This is a genomic window from Pseudonocardia wallangbongensis (genome assembly GCF_054486945.1).
This window is the reverse complement of the sequence record NZ_JBRERS010000013.1, coordinates 33,735-50,911: the sequence shown is the minus strand read 5'-3', so window position 1 is coordinate 50,911 and position 17,177 is coordinate 33,735. Positions and strand designations below refer to the sequence as shown.

The following is a 17,177-nucleotide window of genomic DNA, read 5'->3' as shown; positions in this document are numbered from 1 at the left end:
TGCGCCATGCTGGACGATCAGTACCTCCGGACACCGAGCTCGGCGCGGGTCTGGAACTACTGGCTGGGGGGCAAGGACAACTACGAGGTGGACCGGGCAGCCGGGGACGCGGTCACCGCGTCGTACCCGCAGATCGTCACGCTCGCCCGCCAGTCCCGGCAGTTCCTGATCCGGGCCGTGCGGCTGCTCGCCGGCGAGCTCGGGGTGCACCAGTTCCTCGACGTCGGCACCGGCCTGCCGACCATGCTGAACACCCACGAGGTGGCGCAGGCGGTGGCGCCCGACGCGCGGGTGGTCTACGTCGACAACGACCCCATCGTGCTCGCCCACGCCCGGGCCCTGCTCACGAACACGACCCCGGAAGGCATCAGCACCTACGTCGACGCCGACGTCCACGACCCCGAGACGATCATCGCGGACGCCCGGAACGTGCTGAACTTCGACAAGCCCATCGCCGTGATGTTCCTCGGGATCCTCGGCTACGTGCCCGACTTCGACGAGGCGAAGTCGATCGTCAGCCGCGTGCTGGACGCGGTCCCGTCGGGCAGCTACCTGCTGGTGCGCGACAACACCGACAGCGGTGCACGGGTGCGCGAGGCCGCCGACAGGTACGCGGAGAGCGGGGTCGATCCGTACCACCTGCGCACGCGGACGCAGCTGGGAGAGTTCTTCACCGGTCTCGAACCGGTCGAGCCCGGCCTGGTCCCCGTGGAACGCTGGCGACCGGAAGAGACCGAGGTCGGGGGGCCCGCCGAGCACACCGGCGACCACGGCTGCCTGGCGCGCAAGCCCTGAGCGGCGCGGTCAGCCGACGAGCGCGCCGTTCGGCTTGTCGCTCACGATCCGGCCGTCCTCCAGCTTCACCACCCGCCGGGCGAGGGCCGCGACGCTGCGTTCGTGGGTGATCAGGACGATCGTGTGCCCCTCGTGGTTGAGCTCGCAGAACAGGTCCATGATCTCGGTCGTCGCGTAGGAGTCGAGGTTGCCGGTCGGCTCGTCGGCGAGGATCATCCGCGGGTCGGTGACGATCGCCCGCGCGATCGCGACGCGCTGCTGCTCACCGCCCGACAGCGCGTTGGGCATGTGGTGCATCCGGCCCCCGAGCATCACGCGTTCCAGCGCGGCCCGCGCACGGGCCCTGCGCGCGGACCCGCCCGAGTAGACGAGCGGCAGCTCGACGTTGGCCAGCGCGTCGGTGCGCGCCACGAGGTTGAAGGACTGGAACACGAACCCGATCCGCGTGTTGCGGATCCTGGCGAGCTGGTTCTCGCCGAGCGTTCCGACGTCGGCGCCGTCGAGCCGGTAGACGCCCGAGGACGGCGCGTCGAGGCAGCCGACGATGTTCATCATGGTGGTCTTGCCGGACCCGGATGCACCCATGATCGCGACGAACTCGCCCTCGGCGACCGACAGGTTCACGGCGCGGAGCGCGTGCACCTCGATGGAGCCGGAACGGTGGACCTTGGAGACGGACTCTAGCTCGATCATCAACTTTCTCCTCGTCGAGAAAGTGCGAGACCAGCATCGTCCGTCCGATCACGCGCGACGTCAACGTCAGAGCAGGCCCGCCGTCAGGGCGAGGATCTCCCGCGCCCGGGCCTTGGCGAGCTCGCAGTAGCTCCTGGCGGCCGTGCGGGCCGCGGGGGCGTCGCGGGCGACGAACGCGTCGAGGATGCCGCGCTGCACCTCGATGAACCGCTGCGACGACTCCGGCGTGGAACCGAAGCTCCGGGTCATGACGCTCTTGATCGAGAGCTTGCCGAACGTGGCGGTGAGCAGCGGGTTGTGGGCGAGCGACACCAGGTACTCATGGAAGGCGTAATTGGCGTCCAGGTAGCCGTGGAAGTCGACGAAGCGGTCGCCCACGAGCAGGGCGGCCATCGCGTCGAAGCGGCGGCCCAGCTCGTCGAGCTCCTCCGCGGTGACGTGGTCGAGGCACAGGTCGATCGCACCGAGCTCGATGGCGAGCCGGGCGTCGAAGGTCTGGTCGGAGGTCCGGACGTCGAACGCGGTGACCACGTAGCCGACGTCCGGGTCCCGCCGGACGAGGGCGTCGGACGCCAGCCGCGTGAGGGCGTAGAACGCCGACGACCGGTCGATGTGCAACCGGTCGGCGAGCTCCTCGACGCCGAGCACGTCGCCCGCGGCGAACACGCGGTCGAGCACCATCCCCCGCAGCCGCTGGTACGCCGCGTCGTTCACGGCGAACTCGAAGCGGCCGAAGCCGCCCCGGAAGTACGTGAGCGGCCGCCCCTCGTGAGCGGACGCGACCACGACGTGCCCGATGAAGATCGAGTGGGTGCCGCCGGTCACGCGCTCGGCGACCTCGCACTCCAGGTGGGCGAGCGCAGTGCCGATCCGCGGCACGCCGTCGGCGCCGCGTTCGAGCGCGACGCCGCGGAACTTGTCCGCGCTCGGCGCCGCGAACTGGTGGGCGATGTCCTCGTCGCCCTGGGCGAGCACGTTGACGACGAACCGGCCCGCCCGCGCGACGGCCGCGGTGGTCGGCGCGGCGTTGTGCAGGCAGGCGAGCATGAGGGGCGGGTCCACCGACAGCGAGGTGACCGAACTGGCCGTCATCCCGTGGTCGGTGCCGTCGGCGCGCGTGGTGATGACGGTGACGCCGCTCGCGAGGTGGCTCACGACGTGCCGGAACCGCGACTCGTCCATCGCTCCATCGAACCGACGCGCCACCACGGACGCGATGACGCGATGCGGCAGAGCGGCAGCGGAGATTCACGGCAGGGACCACTGTCGATGTTCCCGCCCGCGGATTCACTGGTCGGGTGATCTCAGCTGCCGTGATCGGCCTCGGATGGTGGGGCCGCAAGATCGTCCACGACCTCCGGGACAGCACCGTCGTGCGGGTGACGCACGAGGTCGACCTCGACACGTCGTGGACCTTCCAGCAGGTGCTCGCCGCAGGCGGAGTCGACGCGGTGATCCTCGCGACCCCGCACCGGTTCCACGCCGACCAGATCGTGGCCGCGGCGACCGCCGGCAAGCACGTGTTCTGCGAGAAGCCCCTGACGACGACGGGCGCGGACGCCGAGCGCGCGCTGGCCGCCGTGACCCACGCGGGCGTGCAGCTGGGCGTCGGGCACGAGCGGCGCTTCGAACCGGCCGTACAGGAGCTGAGTGCCGCCGTGCACCGCGCCGAGCTGGGCACGCCCCTGGTGTTCGAGGGCAACTTCAGCCAGGACATCTTCCTCGCCCTGCCACCGGACAACTGGCGCTTCTCACCGGTGGAAGCGCCCGTCGGCCCGCTCTCGGCCACCGGCATCCACCTCGTCGACCTGGCGATCAGCCTGCTCGGACGGCCGGTCGAGGTGTGGGCTCGCCTCTCGACCCAGGCCACCCACATGGCCAACGGCGACACCCTCACGATCACCCTCGGGTTCGAGACGGGCGAGACCGCGCTCATCACCGCCGTGCTCGCCACACCGTTCGTCGGCCGCGTCGCGATGCTCGGCTCGGAGGGCTGGATGGAGATCCGCGACCGCAGCCATCCCCAGGACCCGCAGGGCTGGGACGTCACGCGCATGCCGCGCGGCGGCGAGCCGGCCACGCGCTTCTTCGGGCCGCACCCCAGCGTGCGCGACAACATCGAGCAGTTCGCCCGGGCCGCACACGGCGACGCCGAGTACCCGATCCCGCACGCGGAGATCCTCGCCGGTGCACGGACGTTCGAGGCGATCACCGCTTCGGCCCTGTCGGGAAGGGTCGAAAAGATCCTTTGATGGACGCGCAGGGGATCCTCGACGTGGAGGGAGCTGCGCGATGTGGATGGGTGAGGACGTTTCGGCGGCGGCCGAGGCCCGGGTCCCGATCGACCTGTGGCAGGACGACCGCCCCCTCCCGGACTGGGCCCGGGAGATCACCACCGACTTCGACGTCGAACGTCTCCTGGAGACGGTCGTGCAGCGCTGCCTCGCCGTTGCCTTCCCGAGCCACGCCCACGACGAGGAGTTCCGCGAGCGCCTCCACGCGAGCTGCCGCGCCAACGCGTACTGCCTGCGTTCGGTGATCGCGGGCTCGATCTCCCTCGACGAGGTCTACCTGGAGCAGGTGCTCTCGTTCGCCACGGTGCAGGCGCAGCTGCGCATCCCGCAGAAGTCCACGCAGCGTTCCTACCGCGTCAGCTTCTTCACGATGTGGGAGGCGTGGAGCGGGCGGCTCCGCGCGGAGATCGCGCGCCGCGGCATCCCCTGCCAGGAGGCGGTGGAGGCGCACCATCTGCTGACGCAGATCATTCTCGGCTACCAGGACCACGTGGCCTCCCAGGTGGCCGAGACCTACACCCGCGACTACGAGGCACTGAGCCGGTCGCGGGCCCACATGCGCCGCAGCCTCGTGCGCGACGTGCTGCGCGGTGAGGACGAGGGGCTGTCGGGGTCGGACCTCGCGATCCTGTCCTACGAGCTGGGCGGCCGGCACCTGGCCGTGCTGCTGCCCACGATGGCCGAGGGCGCTGCCACGCAGCTGGCCATCGGGCTGCGTGGCGAGACCTCGTCGCAGTGGACGCTCGTGTACGCCCTCACGCTCGGCTCCACCGTGATCTGGCTCGGCCGGATCGCGGAGTGGCGCCCGGGGCTCGTCGACACCGTCGAGCGGGTGCTGCACACGGCCGGGGTGCCGGCCGCGCTCGGCGAGCCGGCCGACGGCGTCGACGGCTTCCGCACCGCTCTCACCCAGGCCCAGGACGCCGAACACGTGCGCTCGGCCTGGGCCCCGGAGGCCGCGCCCCTCGTCGTGCGCTACGCCGACGTCGGCCTCGAGATCCTCATGATGCAGAACCCGGCGCTCGCGCGGGCGTTCGTCGAGAAGGAGCTCGGCCCCCTCGCGCGCGACACCGCGGAGGCGTCGCGCCTCCGCGAGACCCTGGAGGCATCCTTCCGCTTCGGCAGCCACGTCGCGGCCGCCGAACACCTGCGCCTGCACGAGCACACGGTGCGCAACCGCCTCCAGAAAGCGGAGCACCTGCTGGGCCACTCGTTGCAGGAACGGCGTACGGAACTGCAGGTGGCGACGAGGATGATGCGCGTCATGGCTCCCTGAGTGGCGGCCTTTGTTGGGGCCTCCGGTGGCGCCGGAGGCCGGTTTCGCGGACATGATCGAGGCTTCGGCGCGAAAACGGGCGAAAGTGACACGAGAACGCGCCGAAACACCGATCATGACGACAGGAGGGCGGCCCGCACAATGCGCGGCGCCGTCAGGAGGCCTCCTCCCAACAGCATGCGGATCACCCGGCGTCGACCGCTTCGTTGATCTTCGGCATCACGTCGGCCGCCATCAGCTCCATCGAGCGCCGGCCGAGAGCGGGGTCCACCCAGTCCATGCCCGCGTAGACCAGCTCACCGAAGTCGCCCACCTGCTCCCGGAACTCCAGGATCTGCTCGGCGACCTGGTCGGGGGTGCCGGCGATCACGAGGTGGTCGAGCATGTGGTCGAGGGTCACCTCCTCGTCCGGCTGGCCGCGGTCGGTCTTGAACAGTTCCAGCCGCCCGATCTTCGTCATCTTCTTGAGCATCTGGGAGTAGTAGTAGCGATAGGGGCTGTCCGGGTCGGTGCGGGCGTAGCGCTGCGCGACGTCCGGGTCGTCGGCCACGAAGATCGTGCGCGCGATGCGCCAGTCGTCGGGCGAGGCCTGCTCCCCCACCGAGGCCTTGCCCTCGACGTAGTTCGGCCAGTGCGTCGCGACCCACTGCGGGAGCAGGAAGTTGGCCGACAGCGGGTGGAAGTCGCGGGCGCCCATCGCGATCACGCCCTTGGAGAACGGCGCGACGACCGTGCCGACGATCTCCGGGCGCGGCCGCTGCAGCGGCTTGGGCATGATGCCCACGCCCAGTTCGTCGTCGAGCGTCCTCTCCGTGGTGACGTGGAACCGGTTGCCCTCGATATCGATCTTGTAGGGCGGCTCGGACTCCCAGACGGCGAGGATGACGTCGATCGCGTCGGCGAACATGCGGTTGCGGTCCTCGTCGAGGATGCCGAGCGCCTCCGCGTCCGACGGCAGCGCGCCCGGGCTCACGCCGAGGATGAAGCGGCCGCCCGAGAGGTGGTCGAACATCGCGGAGTTCGCCGCCACCAGCACCGGGTGCTGCTGGGAGAGGTTGGTCGTGCCGGTGGCCAGCCGGATCTGCGAGGTCTCGCCGATGAGGGTGGCCAGGAAGACCAGGCTGTTGGTGATCGTCTCGTGCCGGTCGGTGAGGTGCTCGCCGATGAACGCGTCGTGGTAGCCGAGCCGGTCGGCGTGCAGGACCCCGGCGCGGTCCTCCGCGAGCGTGTCCGACCAGCTGCGGCCGCCCGGGTGCAGCGGCATCGAGAAGTAACCCAGACGCATGCCTCCCAGTCACCCAGGCGACGGCCGGCGACGCATTGGCGGCGGCAGCGAATTCGCCCGGGCCGGCATGACGTGGGGCGTCACCGTCACGTGCCCCGCCACCCGTACCGGCCCAGACTGACGCAGCACGTCAGTGCGGGAGGTCCGGCCCCATCGGTCTAATCGTCGCGAACTGTGCGTCGATGTGGTCGCGACCGAAGGGGCGTTCGAACGTGGCATTCAGGACGAGGATGGCGGCGACCCTCACCGCGCTCGCCACGGCCGTGGCACTTGCCGGGTGCGGTGCGGCCCCGGACCCGGACGAGAAGGTGATCCGGTTCGCCTTCGCCCCCGACCCGGTGTGGGACCTGATGGAGGACTCCGGGGTCATCCAGCGGTGGCAGGCGGAGAACGGCGTCCGCATCGAGACCAGCACCACCTGGGACGAGTTCACCTACTTCGCCGGCGGGCACGGCGACATCGTGTCGATGTCCACCCAGGAGACCCCGGTGCTGGAGCAGGAGACCGGCATCGAGACGGTCACCTTCGGCAAGTACAACTACCAGCGAGTTCCGCTCCTGCGGCGGGCCGGCGACCCCTACGAGACGCTCGCCGACATCCCGCGCGGGTCGAAGATCTGCGTGTCCGGGCCGACGTCGAACACCGCGTTCTGGACGGTGCTGGCCAAGGAGATGCACGGGCTCGACTACCGGGTGGGCGGCGGCGACTTCGAGCTCGTCGTCAACGACCACTTCGTGAACCCGACCAACCTGCTGCGCGGCGACTGCGAGGCCGCCGCCGTGATCCCCGAGGCCGCGGTTCCGCAGCTGCGCAAGGGCGAGCTGGAGCTCATGTACGGCGGCAAGCTGCCCTTCCAGCTCTACTCCGAGTTCGCGCCCGAGAACGACGGCGAGCGGCACGTGCTCGGGAACAACTTCACGGCCACCGCGGAATGGTTCGACGCCAACCGCGACCTCGCCGTCAAGTTCCTGGAGCTGTGGCAGGAGGGCATCGACATGTGGCAGCAGTCGAAGGCCGAGACGGTCCGCCGTTACCCGCAGCACTTCGCGGTCGAGACGGACGAGGACATCGCGTTCATCACGGACTTCGTGAGCGGCGAGAACGACTGGTTCGTCGACGACGTGTTCCTCGACCAGGGGTGGATCGAGTCCGAGACGGCGATCTGGAGCCTCATGAAGAACCTGAACCCGGACAACGCGAACTACCTGCCGCCGGACGCGCCGACCCCGGACTTCGTGGCGCTCGAGCCGGCGGCGTGACGCGTGACGACGGTCGCGATCGCGCCGCGCACCACGGAGGAGGACCTCGCCCGCGAGTCCAGACGCAGACAACGGGTCAGCGCGTGGACCTGGCGGATCGCCGGCTACGTCTTCTTCCTCGGCATCTGGGAGCTGGCATCCGGAAGAATCTTGAGCGAGCGGCTCCTGCCCGGGCCGTCCACGGTGTTCCGCACGTTCGGCGAGCTGTGGGCCACCGGCGACGTGCCCGGCGCGTTCGCCGTCACGCTCACCCGCATCGGGATCGGGTTCTCGATCGCGTTCGTCGTGGGCACGCTCGTCGGGATCCTGATGCAGAACCGGTGGCTCGCCGGGTTCTTCCGCGACGCCGTCACGATCGGCGTCACGACACCGGGCCTGATCTGGGCGCTCATCACCGCCATCGTCTTCGGCAACCGCCCGGCCGGCCCGCTGCTCGCGATCGTGCTGACGACGTTCGCCATCGTCACCGTGAACGTCTCGGAGGGCATCAAGTCCCTGCCCAAGGACCTCGTCGACATGAGCCGGTCGTTCGGGGTCGGTGTGCTGCGCCGCAACCGGCACATCGTCGTGCCGCACCTCGCGCCGTTCATCTTCACGGGCGTCCGGTTCGGTTTCTCCATCGCCTGGAAGATCACGGTGCTCACCGAGGTGTTCGCGGCCTCGTCCGGTATCGGGTTCAAGATGCGCACGGCCACCCAGCTCTTCCGGCTGGACGAGTTCCTGACCTGGATCCTCGCGTTCTACGTGCTCGCGCTGTTCCTGGAGAAGGTCGTGCTGGAGGCCATCGAACGCCGCTTCTTCGCCTGGCGGGGGGAACTGAAATCGTGACCTTCCTGCGCAGCTCGCTGTCCGGACGGCTGACGTTCCCGCTCGTGTGCCTGGTGATCTGGCTGCTCTCGATCGAGCTCGTCACCACCATCTGGCCGTTCGCCGTGGACGTGCTGCCCACGCCGTGGCAGGTCCTGAAGTTCATGTGGGCCGAGATCACGGCCGACACCCTCGCGCCGCACACCGTGTACGCGACGTTCGGGACCTCCCTGCAACGGCTCGGCATCGGGATGCTGATCGCGCTGCTGATCGGCACGGTGATCGGCATCGCGATGGGCCTGTCGAAGGGCGTCAACGCCTTCTTCAACGACTGGGTGGTGGCGATCCTCGCGATGCCCAGCCTGGCGTGGGCGCTGTTCTGCTCGCTGGCGTTCGGCTTCGGCGACGTCGGCCCGATCGTCACCGTGGTGCTCACCGGCGTCCCGTTCGTGATCATCAACGTCCGGGAGGGCGTGCGGAACACCCCGGCCGACCTGTTCGACATGTCCCGCGCGTTCGGCGTCCCGCGGGAGCGGGTCATCCGGCACGTGCTGCTGCCCTCGCTGATGCCGTTCCTGTTCGCCGCCGCGCGCTACAGCTTCGCGCTGGGCTGGAAGGGCCTCGTCGTCGCCGAGGTCTTCGGCGGCCAGGACGGCGCCGGCTGGACGATCAAGTTCTGGTACGACGCCCACCGCGCGTACGGCGTGATCGGGTACGCCCTGCTGTTCGTGATCTTCGCGATCGTGTTCGAGAAGTTCCTGTTCGACCAGCTCGAGAAGCGGCTCTTCAGGTGGCGGCCGCCGCTCGAGGCCGCCGCCGCACCGAAGGAGCAGTGACCATGGCCGAGGTCGTCGTCCGCGATCTGCACAAGGAGTTCGGTGTCGGGTCCGACAAGGTCGTGGCGCTGGAGAACGTCTCGATCGAGATCAGCGGGAACGCGTTCGTGTCGATCGTCGGGCCGTCCGGCTGCGGCAAGTCGACGCTGCTCAACATCCTCTCCGGCATCGAGACACCCACGAGCGGCGCGGTGTCGATCACCGCGGACGGCCGCCCCGCGCGGGCCGGGTACGTCTTCCAGGCGGCGCGGCTGCTGCCCTGGCGCACGGTCCTGGACAACATGCTGTTCGTGCAGCGCGACCGCTCCGACGACACCCGTGCCCGTTGCGGGCACTACCTCGAGATGGTGCAGCTCGGGGACAAGGGCGGGAAGTTCCCCGGTGAGCTGTCGGGCGGGATGCAGCAGCGCGTCGGCATCGCGCGCGCGTTCTCCACCGAACCCGACCTGCTGTTCATGGACGAGCCGTTCAGCCACCTCGACGCCCTCACCGCGCGCTCCCTGCGCGCCGAGCTGCACACGATCTGGGCCGAGACCGGCAAGACGGTGGTGTTCGTGACCCACGACGTCGGCGAGGCCGTGGAGCTGTCCAACCGGATCCTCGTCTTCGCCAAGGGCGGGCGGCTGGCCGACGACATCGACGTGACGCTGCCGTTCCCGCGCGAGGTCACCGACACCGACGTCGCGGTGACGAAGGCGGAGGTGTTCCGGACGTTCGAGAAGATCGGTACGCTGGCGGTGAGCTGAGCTCCGATCCCCCGGCCTACGGCTCCGACCGCTCCAGTCGGAGCCCGGCCACCTCGGCGCGCAGCTGCTTGATCTCCTGGAGGATCATCCGGTTCGCGACCTGCTCCTCGACGGCGTGCTCTTCCTCCTCCGCCCGCATCTCCGCCACGACCTGGCTCTCCATGGCGCTCACGACCACCGCGATGAACAGGTTCAGCACCATGAACGAGCTGATCAGGATGTAGACGACGAAGAAGATCCAGGCCAGCGGCATCGCGGCCATGACCTCCCTGGCGATGTCCCCCCAACCCTCGCCGGTCATCGTCTGGAACAGGGTGAAGAGCGTGGTGCCGAGGTCACCGAACCACTGCGGGGCAACCGCACCGAACAGGTTCGTCGCCAGGACCGCGGCCACGTACAGGATGAGCGAGAGCAGCGCGGCGATCGACGCCATGCCGGGGAGCGCGGCCAGCAGGCCGCCGACGACCCGGCGCATGCTCGGGACCACCGAGATCAGGCGGAGCGCGCGGAGCACCCGCAGCGCCCGCAGCACCGAGTACGGCCCGGACGCGGGGAGGAGCGCGATCGCCACGATCAGGAAGTCGAAGACGTTCCACGGATCCGTCCAGAACCGCCGCCCGTACGCGACCAGCCGGAACGTGATGTCGACGACGAAGACCGCCAACGCGATGCGGTCGACGGCGTGCAGGAAGCCCCCCGTCGACGCCACGATCGCGGGGGACGTCTCCAGCCCGAGCGTCACGGCGTTGAGGAGGATGACGGCGATGACCGCCGGCTGGAAGGCGCGATGCTCCACGATCGTGCGTGCCGTCGGTCCGGCTGACTCGATCACGTCGCGGACTGTAGCGGCGGGAGCGCACCCGGAAGACGTGAGCCCCGTTGCCGCCGGCGCACATTGAGGGTGCCCGATCACCGCCCTACCGTCAGGAGTTGATGATCAGGCAGCTCGAGGTCGCGGGCCAGCGCGTCGAGGTCGGCGACGACGTCGTCGGCCAGCTCCACGCCCAGCCGCTCGCTCTCCGCGAGCCGGCGCGCGGCCTCGTCACCGGGCAGCCGCACGGGCCGGCCGTCCGCCGTGCCCGACGCGCGCAGGGTGTCGAGGTGGCGGGTCAGCTCGGCGATCACGACCTCGCGCGGGCGGAACAGGTCGGGCCGGAGAACGAGCAGGGCCTGGCCCGTGTTCGTCGGCGTCTCGAGGTCGGCGTGGTGGTCGATCACCTCGGCGCCGAACGCCGCCCCGTTGAGCACGCCGGCGAGCAGGCCGATCGCCGTCGTGAGCCCCGATCCCTTGTGCCCGCCGATCGGCACCAGCAGGCCCTCGGCCACCCGGGCCGGGTCGGTCACCGGCCGGCCGGCCGCGTCCACGAGCCAGCCCTCCGGCAGCGGGTGCCCCGCGCGGGCCGCGACGGCGATCGTGCCGTGGGAGGCCACGGTGCTGGCGATGTCCAGCACGAACGGGTGGGCGTTCGTGGGCACGGCGATCGCGATCGGGTTCGTACCGAGCAGCGGCGCGACGCCGCCCCAGGGCGGCATGCCGTTGGAGTTGGCCACCGCCAGGTACAGGCCGACGAGTCCCCGCCTGGCCGCCATCTCCACGTAGAGGCCGGCCGCGCCCGCGTGGTTGGAGCGCACCGTGCCGACCCACGCCATGCCGTACTCCTCCGCCTTCGCGATCGCGAGCTCGGTCGCCGCGGTCGCGACGACGTGGCCGAGCCCGTTGCCGCCGTCGACGAGCGCCGAGACGGGCGTCTCGTGGTGGCGCGTCGCCTCGGCCCGCGGGTCCAGCCCACCGGCCCGGATCCGGCCGACGTAGGAGGGCAGCCGGATCAGCCCGTGCCCGGTGCGGCCGCGGGCGTCCGCCTCGACGAGCCGCCGGGCCGTTGTCGCCGCGGCCGGCGGCGGGACCCCGACCGCCGCGAGCGCGTCGGCGGCGAACCCGACCAGTACCTCCGACGACCAGCGCATGTGACCACCTTCCCGAGGAGCACGGATGTCGTTGCCTGATCTTGCACCGCGCATCGCGCCGACCGTCGCGACGAAGCCGCCGGTGTCGTGCGTCGACGTGCACACCCACTTCTCGGTGCCCGCCGCCGCAGCGCTGGCGAAGCCGCACTTCCGCCCGGAGTACGAGCCGCGCACCCGCTACTCGTCGGAGGAGACGCTGCGCTACAACGCGGCCCACCGGGGCAGCGAGCGCAACACCGCGCAGTTCGAGGACGCCGAGACCCGCCTCGCCGACATGGACCTGCAGGGGGTGGACGTGCAGGTCCTCGCGGTGCCGCCCACGGAGTACTTCTACTGGCTCGACGAGGCCGAGGCCCTGCGCGCCGTGCGGCTGCAGCACGAGCGGCTCGCCGAGGTGGTCGCGCGGTGGCCCGACCGGTTCGCGGCCGTGGCGAACGTGCCGATGAACCACCCGAGACTCGCGGTCGAGGTCCTCACCCAGGCCCGGCGCGAGTTCGGGTTCGGTGGGTTCGAGCTCTCCGCGGACGTGCTCGGCGCCGACCTCGACGACCGGCGCTTCGACCCCGTCTGGGAGGCGGCGGTGGAGCTGGGGATGACCGCGATCCTGCACCCGCAGGGCTTCACCCACGGCGAGCGCTTCCGCGACTACTACCTGGTCAACGTCATGTGCATGCCGCTGGCCTCCACCCTGGCGGTCACCCGCATGATCCTCGGCGGCGTCTGGGTGCGGCACCCCGCGCTGCGGATGCTGGTGGTCCACGGCGGCGGCTACCTGCCCTTCTACGCCGCGCGCACCGACCACGCCTACGCGGTGCGCCCCGAGCTGCGCCACCACATCGACCGGCCGCCGAGCGAGTTCCTGCGCGAGCTGTACTTCGACACCAACGTGTTCGACCCGCGGATGGTCGAGCAGCTCATCGCCGACTTCGGCGCCGACCACGTGCTGATGGGCACCGACTACCCGTTCGACATGAGCACGGTCGACCCGCTCGGCTTCCTGGAGCGCGCGGCGCTCACGGCCGAGCAGCGGGCGCTCGTGGTGGGCGGGAACGCGGCCCGCCTGTTCATGCATCCTTGAGCGGCAGCTCCACGACCTCGTTGCGCTCGGCGGACAGGTCGGCGGCGAGGTAGACCTCCATCGTCTGCCGGGCCAGCCGCGGGTCGACGAGCACCGGCCGGTCGTGCGCCACCGCCTCCAGGAAATGCGTGGTCTCGCGTTCCATCGGGCCCGCGTAGACGTGGTCGACGTACTCGCCCGGCATCGTCGACAGCGGGAAGCGGACGCCGTCGCGCACGGTGTTGAGCACGATGTCGCGGTGGCTCGCGTCGGCCAGCACGGCACCGTCGGTGCCGATGACCTCGATCCAGGTGGTCGACTGGTTCGGGTAGCCGGGCGGGAGCGACATCCCCGCCCCGACCACCACCACGACGCCGTCGTCCATCGTCACCACGACGTACTGGGTGTCCGGGCCCGCGGGCGCGCGCACGCCCCAGGCGTTCTGCGAGTAGACCCGCACCGGGCGGCGCGGGTGCAGGCACCAGAACGCGAAGTCCAGGTCGTGCGTGGCCTCCATCGCCGCGGGCGAGAGGCGGGTGCGGGAGCCGATCCTCGCGCCGAGCGAGCGCGTGATGTGGCGGCTCACCAGCACGCTCGTGACGTCGCCGAGCGCGCCCTCCTCGATCGACCGCTTGACCATCGCCTGCTTCGCGTTGAACCGCTGCGAGTAGCCGATGGTGAACTTCAGCCCGCGCTCCTCCGCGATCCCGATCAGCTCGTCGGCCTCGTCGAGGGTGAGCGCGATCGGCTTCTCCAGCAGCACGTGCTTGCCCGCCTGCAACGCCGCCTTCGCCATGGGGTGGTGCAGGTCCTCCGGCGTCGCCGAGACCAGCACGGCGTCGATCGCGTCGTTCGCGACGATCCCGGTCCAGTCGGCCGTGACGGACGCGGGCGAGGTCAGCGCCACCACCTCGGCGAGCCGGGTCGCGTCGATCTCGGCGAGGTGCAGCTCCCCGACCAGCGCGGACCGGGAGGCGGCCACGGCGCGGATCCCGCCGCACCAGCCGGTGCCGATCACAGCGACCTTCACGTCAGCTCCTCGGGCGCGATCGGCAGCTTGACCGGTGTTCCGGTGCGCGCCGAGAGGTCCATGGCCATCGTGAGCAGCAGGTTGCGGTGGCCGTCGGCGGCGGTGGCGTGCGGCGTGGGGACGCCCTTGCAGACCCGGGCGAACCAGGTGGTGGTCTCCTCGCGCATCGGGCCCCAGAGCATCCCCGCCGAGAGATCACCCGGCGGGTAGCTGCCGATGAAGTCGACGTGCCGGGCCGCCGGGGCGTCGAAGCCGCGGCTGCGGTAGCCGGCGGGCTGGCCGATCTCGCTGGCGAGCACGACGTCGCGGTGGGTGTCCTCGATGTCGATCACCCCCCGCGTGCCGACGATCCCGATCTCCAGCCCGTAGACGGCACCCGGCCACTGCACCGGCAGCGCCCAGTTGATGTTCATGCTGAACACGACGCCGTCGTCCATCGTGAAGACGCCGAACGTGCCGTCCTTGGTGCCGAGCGGGCCGAGGGTGCGGTCGACGGAGCGGGCGTAGACCTCCACCGGAGCGCGCCCCTCGAGCAGCCACATGCTCATGTCCAGGCTGTGCGTCCCGGAGACGACCATCGGGGTCAGGTTCGTCGTGTCGTCGACCTTCGCCAGGGTGGCCTCGGGCACCATCCGGTTCATCAGCGCACGCGTGACGACCGACGTGACCTCGCCGATCTGGCCGTCCCGCAGCCGCTGCTTGACGGCGAGGAAGCGGCGCCGGAACCGCTGCGTGTAACCGACCACCGCGTCGACGCCCGCGTCGGTGATCGCGGCGAGCACCCGCGCGGACTCGGTGGGATCGGTGGCGAGCGGCTTCTCGATGAACAGCGGCACCCGGCGCTCCACCGCCCTGAGCACCGGATCGACGTGGGCGCTCTCGTCGGTCGCGACGATCACCGCGCCGACCTCGGGCCGGGCGAGCAGCTCGTCGATGTCGGTGGTGGCGAGATCGGCGGACGTGTCCGCGGCGAGGGCCTCGAGCGTCGGCTCGTGGACGTCGCAGAGGCCCAGCCACGAGATCCCGGGGTACTCGCGGGCGAGCTGGGCGCGGATGCGGCCGATCGTGCCGCACCCGATCACGGCGAGGCCGGTCATCGCACACCTCCGAGGAGCCGAGCGGCGTTGCCGCCCGCGACGAGGTCAACCTGTTCCCGGGTGAGGCCGGTGGCGGCGAGCAACGCGAGCGGGTCCTCGTCGCCCATGTCGTAGGGGTAGTCGGTGCCCAGCAGCACGTGGTCGGCGCCGTAGGTGTCGACGAGGTACCGGACCTGGCCGGGCTCGAACACCATCGTGTCGAAGTAGAACCTCCGCAGGTACGACGTGGGCGGATCGGCCACGCCCTCCCGGACGTCCTCCCGTGCCCGCCAGCCGTGGTCGATCCGCCCGGCGTAGGCGGGCAGGTAGCCGCCCCCGTGCACGACCACGATCTTCAGGTCCGGATGCCGGGCCAGCACGCCGTCGAAGATCAGGTGCGCGGTGGCGAGCGTCGCTTCGAAGGCGTGCCCGATGATGTTGACGAAGTTGTGCCCCTGCAGCCGATCGGCGTGCGTGCTGCCCTCGGTGTGGATCACGACCACCAGCCCGAGCCGCTCGACCTCCGCCCAGAACGGGGCGAGGCGGGCGCTGGAGATCTCCTCGCCCTCGACGTGCGTGCCGATCTCGATGCCGCGCATCCCGAGCGGCCCGGCGAGGTGGCGCAGCTCCTCCACCGCGGCGTCGCAGTCCTGCAGCGGCACGGTGCCCAGCGGGACGAACCGCCCCTCGTAGCGGGCCGTGGCCTCCGCGAACTCCTCGTTGACCATCCGCGCCGCCTTCGCGCCCAGCTCGGCGTCGGCCCAGTAGTAGTACTGGTAGACCGCGACGGCGACCGCCTGCACCTGCACCCCGGCCCGGTCCATGTCGGCGAGGCGGACGTCGAAGCCGTCCATCTTCGGCCGGATCGTCGCGAGCTGGCGCTGGTTGACGGCACGAGTGAGCGCGTTGCCGTGGCCGAGCGCCACCCTCCCCGCCGCACGGGCGGCGTCGCGCATCATCGCGGCGACCGGGGCGCACTCGCGGTGGCAGTGGATGTCGATCACGGGTCCGTCGCTGCGCTGCGCCCTGGCCATGGACCGACGGTAGAAAGGTCGGCCACCCGGCTCAATCTGCGAAGACGCCAGACGCGCTCACGTGATCCGTGAGCCGCAGCCCGACTTTCAGGGCGTTATCACCTCGTACAGGCTCGTCCAGTTGTCCTGCCCGTGGCCCTTCGCGATCGCTCGGTCGTACAAGGACTTCACCGCGTCGGGCAACGCCGTGTCGATGCCGACCGCCCGGCTGGCGGCGACGATGTGGCCCGCCGTGGCGCCCATCATCGTGACCGTGCTGAGGTCGCCCGGGTACGAGCGCTCGTCGACGTGCCGGGCCGTCTCGTCCGCGAACATCGCGGCCAGGCCGATGTTCTCCTTCACGTACGGCATGAGCTCCTTCGCGCTCACCCCGGCCGACCCCACCAGTGCGGCCGCTTGCAGCTCACCCGCCAGCGTGGAGAGGAACACCGCGAGCAACGCCTGGTAGAACAGCTGGGCGAGCGCGGGGTCCGCACCCCGGTAGTCCGGCCGGCCCAGCACCTGCAGCGTGGCCTCGTGGGCGTCGAACGCCTCGCGGGGCCCGCTGTAGAAGACGTACGCGCCCTCCTCCCCCACCATCGGCGCGGGCACCATCACCCCGCCCGCGAGCAGCTGCGCGCCGCGCTCCGCGAGCCACGCCGCGGCCTCTCGGGTCCGCTGTGGGCTGTCCGAGCTGAGGTTGGCGACGACGCGGCCGGCCAGTTCGGGTTCTGCGCGGCCGAGGATGTCGTACATCGCCTGGTAGTCGGTGAGGGACAGGATGATCAGCTCGCTCGCCGCCAGGGCCTCGTCCGGCGACGCCGCCCGCACCGCACCCTCCTCCACCAGCGCGTCCGCCCGGCTCGGCGTGCGGTTCCAGACCGTCGTCGGATGCCCGGCGGCGAGCAGCTTGCGCACCATCGCCCGGCCCATCGGTCCGAGACCGATCACGGTCACCGGCTTCTCGTTCGTGGTCATGGGGCCAGCCTCGGCGCCTCCGCGCACGACTTTCCGACGGTTCACGCACGCACTCTGTACAGTTGTA

The 17,177-nt window shown here is 70.7% G+C and carries 17 protein-coding genes; 8 read left to right on the top strand and 9 right to left on the bottom strand.

Features of this window, described 5'->3' with window-relative positions; all coding sequences use genetic code 11:
- Positions 1–6: 6 nt before the first annotated feature.
- Positions 7–795 carry an SAM-dependent methyltransferase gene (locus ACU436_RS34165; protein WP_459031192.1) on the top strand — a complete coding sequence of 263 codons (789 nt, stop codon included), beginning with the start codon at positions 7–9 and terminating at the stop codon, positions 793–795.
- A 9-nt stretch (positions 796–804) separates the two neighbouring features.
- Here the strand turns inward: ACU436_RS34165 and ACU436_RS34160 are convergent, their stop codons facing one another.
- Both ACU436_RS34160 and ACU436_RS34155 read right to left on the bottom strand, forming a co-directional pair.
- The gene (locus ACU436_RS34160; RefSeq protein WP_459031191.1) at positions 805–1,488 is read right to left on the bottom strand and encodes an ABC transporter ATP-binding protein; all 684 of its coding nucleotides are present in this window, start codon (positions 1,486–1,488) and stop codon (positions 805–807) included.
- 66 nt (positions 1,489–1,554) lie between these two features.
- Complete coding sequence (locus tag ACU436_RS34155) at positions 1,555–2,670, bottom strand: flavin reductase (RefSeq protein ID WP_459031190.1); 1,116 nt, start codon at positions 2,668–2,670, stop codon at positions 1,555–1,557.
- A gap of 116 nt (positions 2,671–2,786) precedes the next feature.
- Here ACU436_RS34155 and ACU436_RS34150 point away from each other — a divergent pair, with 116 nt between their 5' ends.
- Positions 2,787–3,740: a Gfo/Idh/MocA family protein gene (locus ACU436_RS34150; RefSeq protein ID WP_459031189.1), complete on the top strand. Its 954-nt coding sequence runs from the start codon at positions 2,787–2,789 to the stop codon at positions 3,738–3,740.
- 46 nt (positions 3,741–3,786) lie between these two features.
- A complete protein-coding gene (locus ACU436_RS34145) occupies positions 3,787–5,058 on the top strand; it encodes a PucR family transcriptional regulator (RefSeq protein ID WP_459031188.1) in 1,272 nt (423 codons plus the stop codon).
- Between the two features lie 184 nt (positions 5,059–5,242).
- Here the strand turns inward: ACU436_RS34145 and ACU436_RS34140 are convergent, their stop codons facing one another.
- Complete coding sequence (locus ACU436_RS34140; protein ID WP_459031187.1) at positions 5,243–6,343, bottom strand: LLM class flavin-dependent oxidoreductase; 1,101 nt, start codon at positions 6,341–6,343, stop codon at positions 5,243–5,245.
- A 230-nt stretch (positions 6,344–6,573) separates the two neighbouring features.
- Between ACU436_RS34140 and ACU436_RS34135 the strand changes: the two genes are divergently transcribed.
- The 4 genes from ACU436_RS34135 to ACU436_RS34120 are packed head-to-tail and all read left to right on the top strand — an operon-like array spanning position 6,574 to position 9,991.
- Positions 6,574–7,602, top strand: coding sequence for an ABC transporter substrate-binding protein (locus tag ACU436_RS34135; protein WP_459031186.1), 1,029 nt, complete (start codon positions 6,574–6,576; stop codon positions 7,600–7,602).
- Positions 7,603–7,605: 3 nt separating this feature from the next.
- Positions 7,606–8,430: an ABC transporter permease gene (locus ACU436_RS34130; protein ID WP_459031185.1), complete on the top strand. Its 825-nt coding sequence runs from the start codon at positions 7,606–7,608 to the stop codon at positions 8,428–8,430.
- A complete protein-coding gene (locus tag ACU436_RS34125; protein WP_459031184.1) occupies positions 8,427–9,245 on the top strand; it encodes an ABC transporter permease in 819 nt (272 codons plus the stop codon). The genes ACU436_RS34130 and ACU436_RS34125 overlap by 4 nt, the downstream gene beginning before the upstream one ends.
- Before the next feature lie 2 nt (positions 9,246–9,247).
- A complete protein-coding gene (locus ACU436_RS34120) occupies positions 9,248–9,991 on the top strand; it encodes an ABC transporter ATP-binding protein (RefSeq protein ID WP_459031183.1) in 744 nt (247 codons plus the stop codon).
- A 16-nt stretch (positions 9,992–10,007) separates the two neighbouring features.
- Here ACU436_RS34120 and ACU436_RS34115 read toward each other — a convergent pair whose 3' ends face one another.
- Positions 10,008–10,823: an ion transporter gene (locus ACU436_RS34115; protein WP_459031182.1), complete on the bottom strand. Its 816-nt coding sequence runs from the start codon at positions 10,821–10,823 to the stop codon at positions 10,008–10,010.
- Between the two features lie 77 nt (positions 10,824–10,900).
- Positions 10,901–11,956, bottom strand: a complete 1,056-nt coding sequence (locus ACU436_RS34110) for an Ldh family oxidoreductase (RefSeq protein WP_459031181.1) — start codon at positions 11,954–11,956, stop codon at positions 10,901–10,903.
- Between the two features lie 25 nt (positions 11,957–11,981).
- On the opposite strand from ACU436_RS34110, the gene ACU436_RS34105 reads away from it, so the two are divergent.
- Positions 11,982–13,034 (top strand): amidohydrolase family protein, encoded by a 1,053-nt coding sequence (locus ACU436_RS34105; protein WP_459031180.1) that lies wholly within the window; start codon positions 11,982–11,984, stop codon positions 13,032–13,034.
- Here the strand turns inward: ACU436_RS34105 and ACU436_RS34100 are convergent.
- From ACU436_RS34100 to ACU436_RS34085, 4 genes are all read right to left on the bottom strand, one after another.
- On the bottom strand, positions 13,021–14,043 hold the full coding sequence (locus ACU436_RS34100) for a Gfo/Idh/MocA family protein (protein ID WP_459031179.1): 1,023 nt from the start codon (positions 14,041–14,043) through the stop codon (positions 13,021–13,023). The genes ACU436_RS34105 and ACU436_RS34100 overlap by 14 nt on opposite strands.
- Positions 14,040–15,140 carry a Gfo/Idh/MocA family protein gene (locus ACU436_RS34095; protein WP_459031178.1) on the bottom strand — a complete coding sequence of 367 codons (1,101 nt, stop codon included), beginning with the start codon at positions 15,138–15,140 and terminating at the stop codon, positions 14,040–14,042. Before ACU436_RS34095 ends, ACU436_RS34100 begins: the two co-directional genes overlap by 4 nt.
- Complete coding sequence (locus ACU436_RS34090) at positions 15,137–16,153, bottom strand: amidohydrolase family protein (RefSeq protein WP_459031177.1); 1,017 nt, start codon at positions 16,151–16,153, stop codon at positions 15,137–15,139. The genes ACU436_RS34095 and ACU436_RS34090 overlap by 4 nt, the downstream gene beginning before the upstream one ends.
- Before the next feature lie 87 nt (positions 16,154–16,240).
- A complete protein-coding gene (locus ACU436_RS34085; protein WP_459031176.1) occupies positions 16,241–17,110 on the bottom strand; it encodes an NAD(P)-dependent oxidoreductase in 870 nt (289 codons plus the stop codon).
- Between the last annotated feature and the right edge of the window lie 67 nt (positions 17,111–17,177).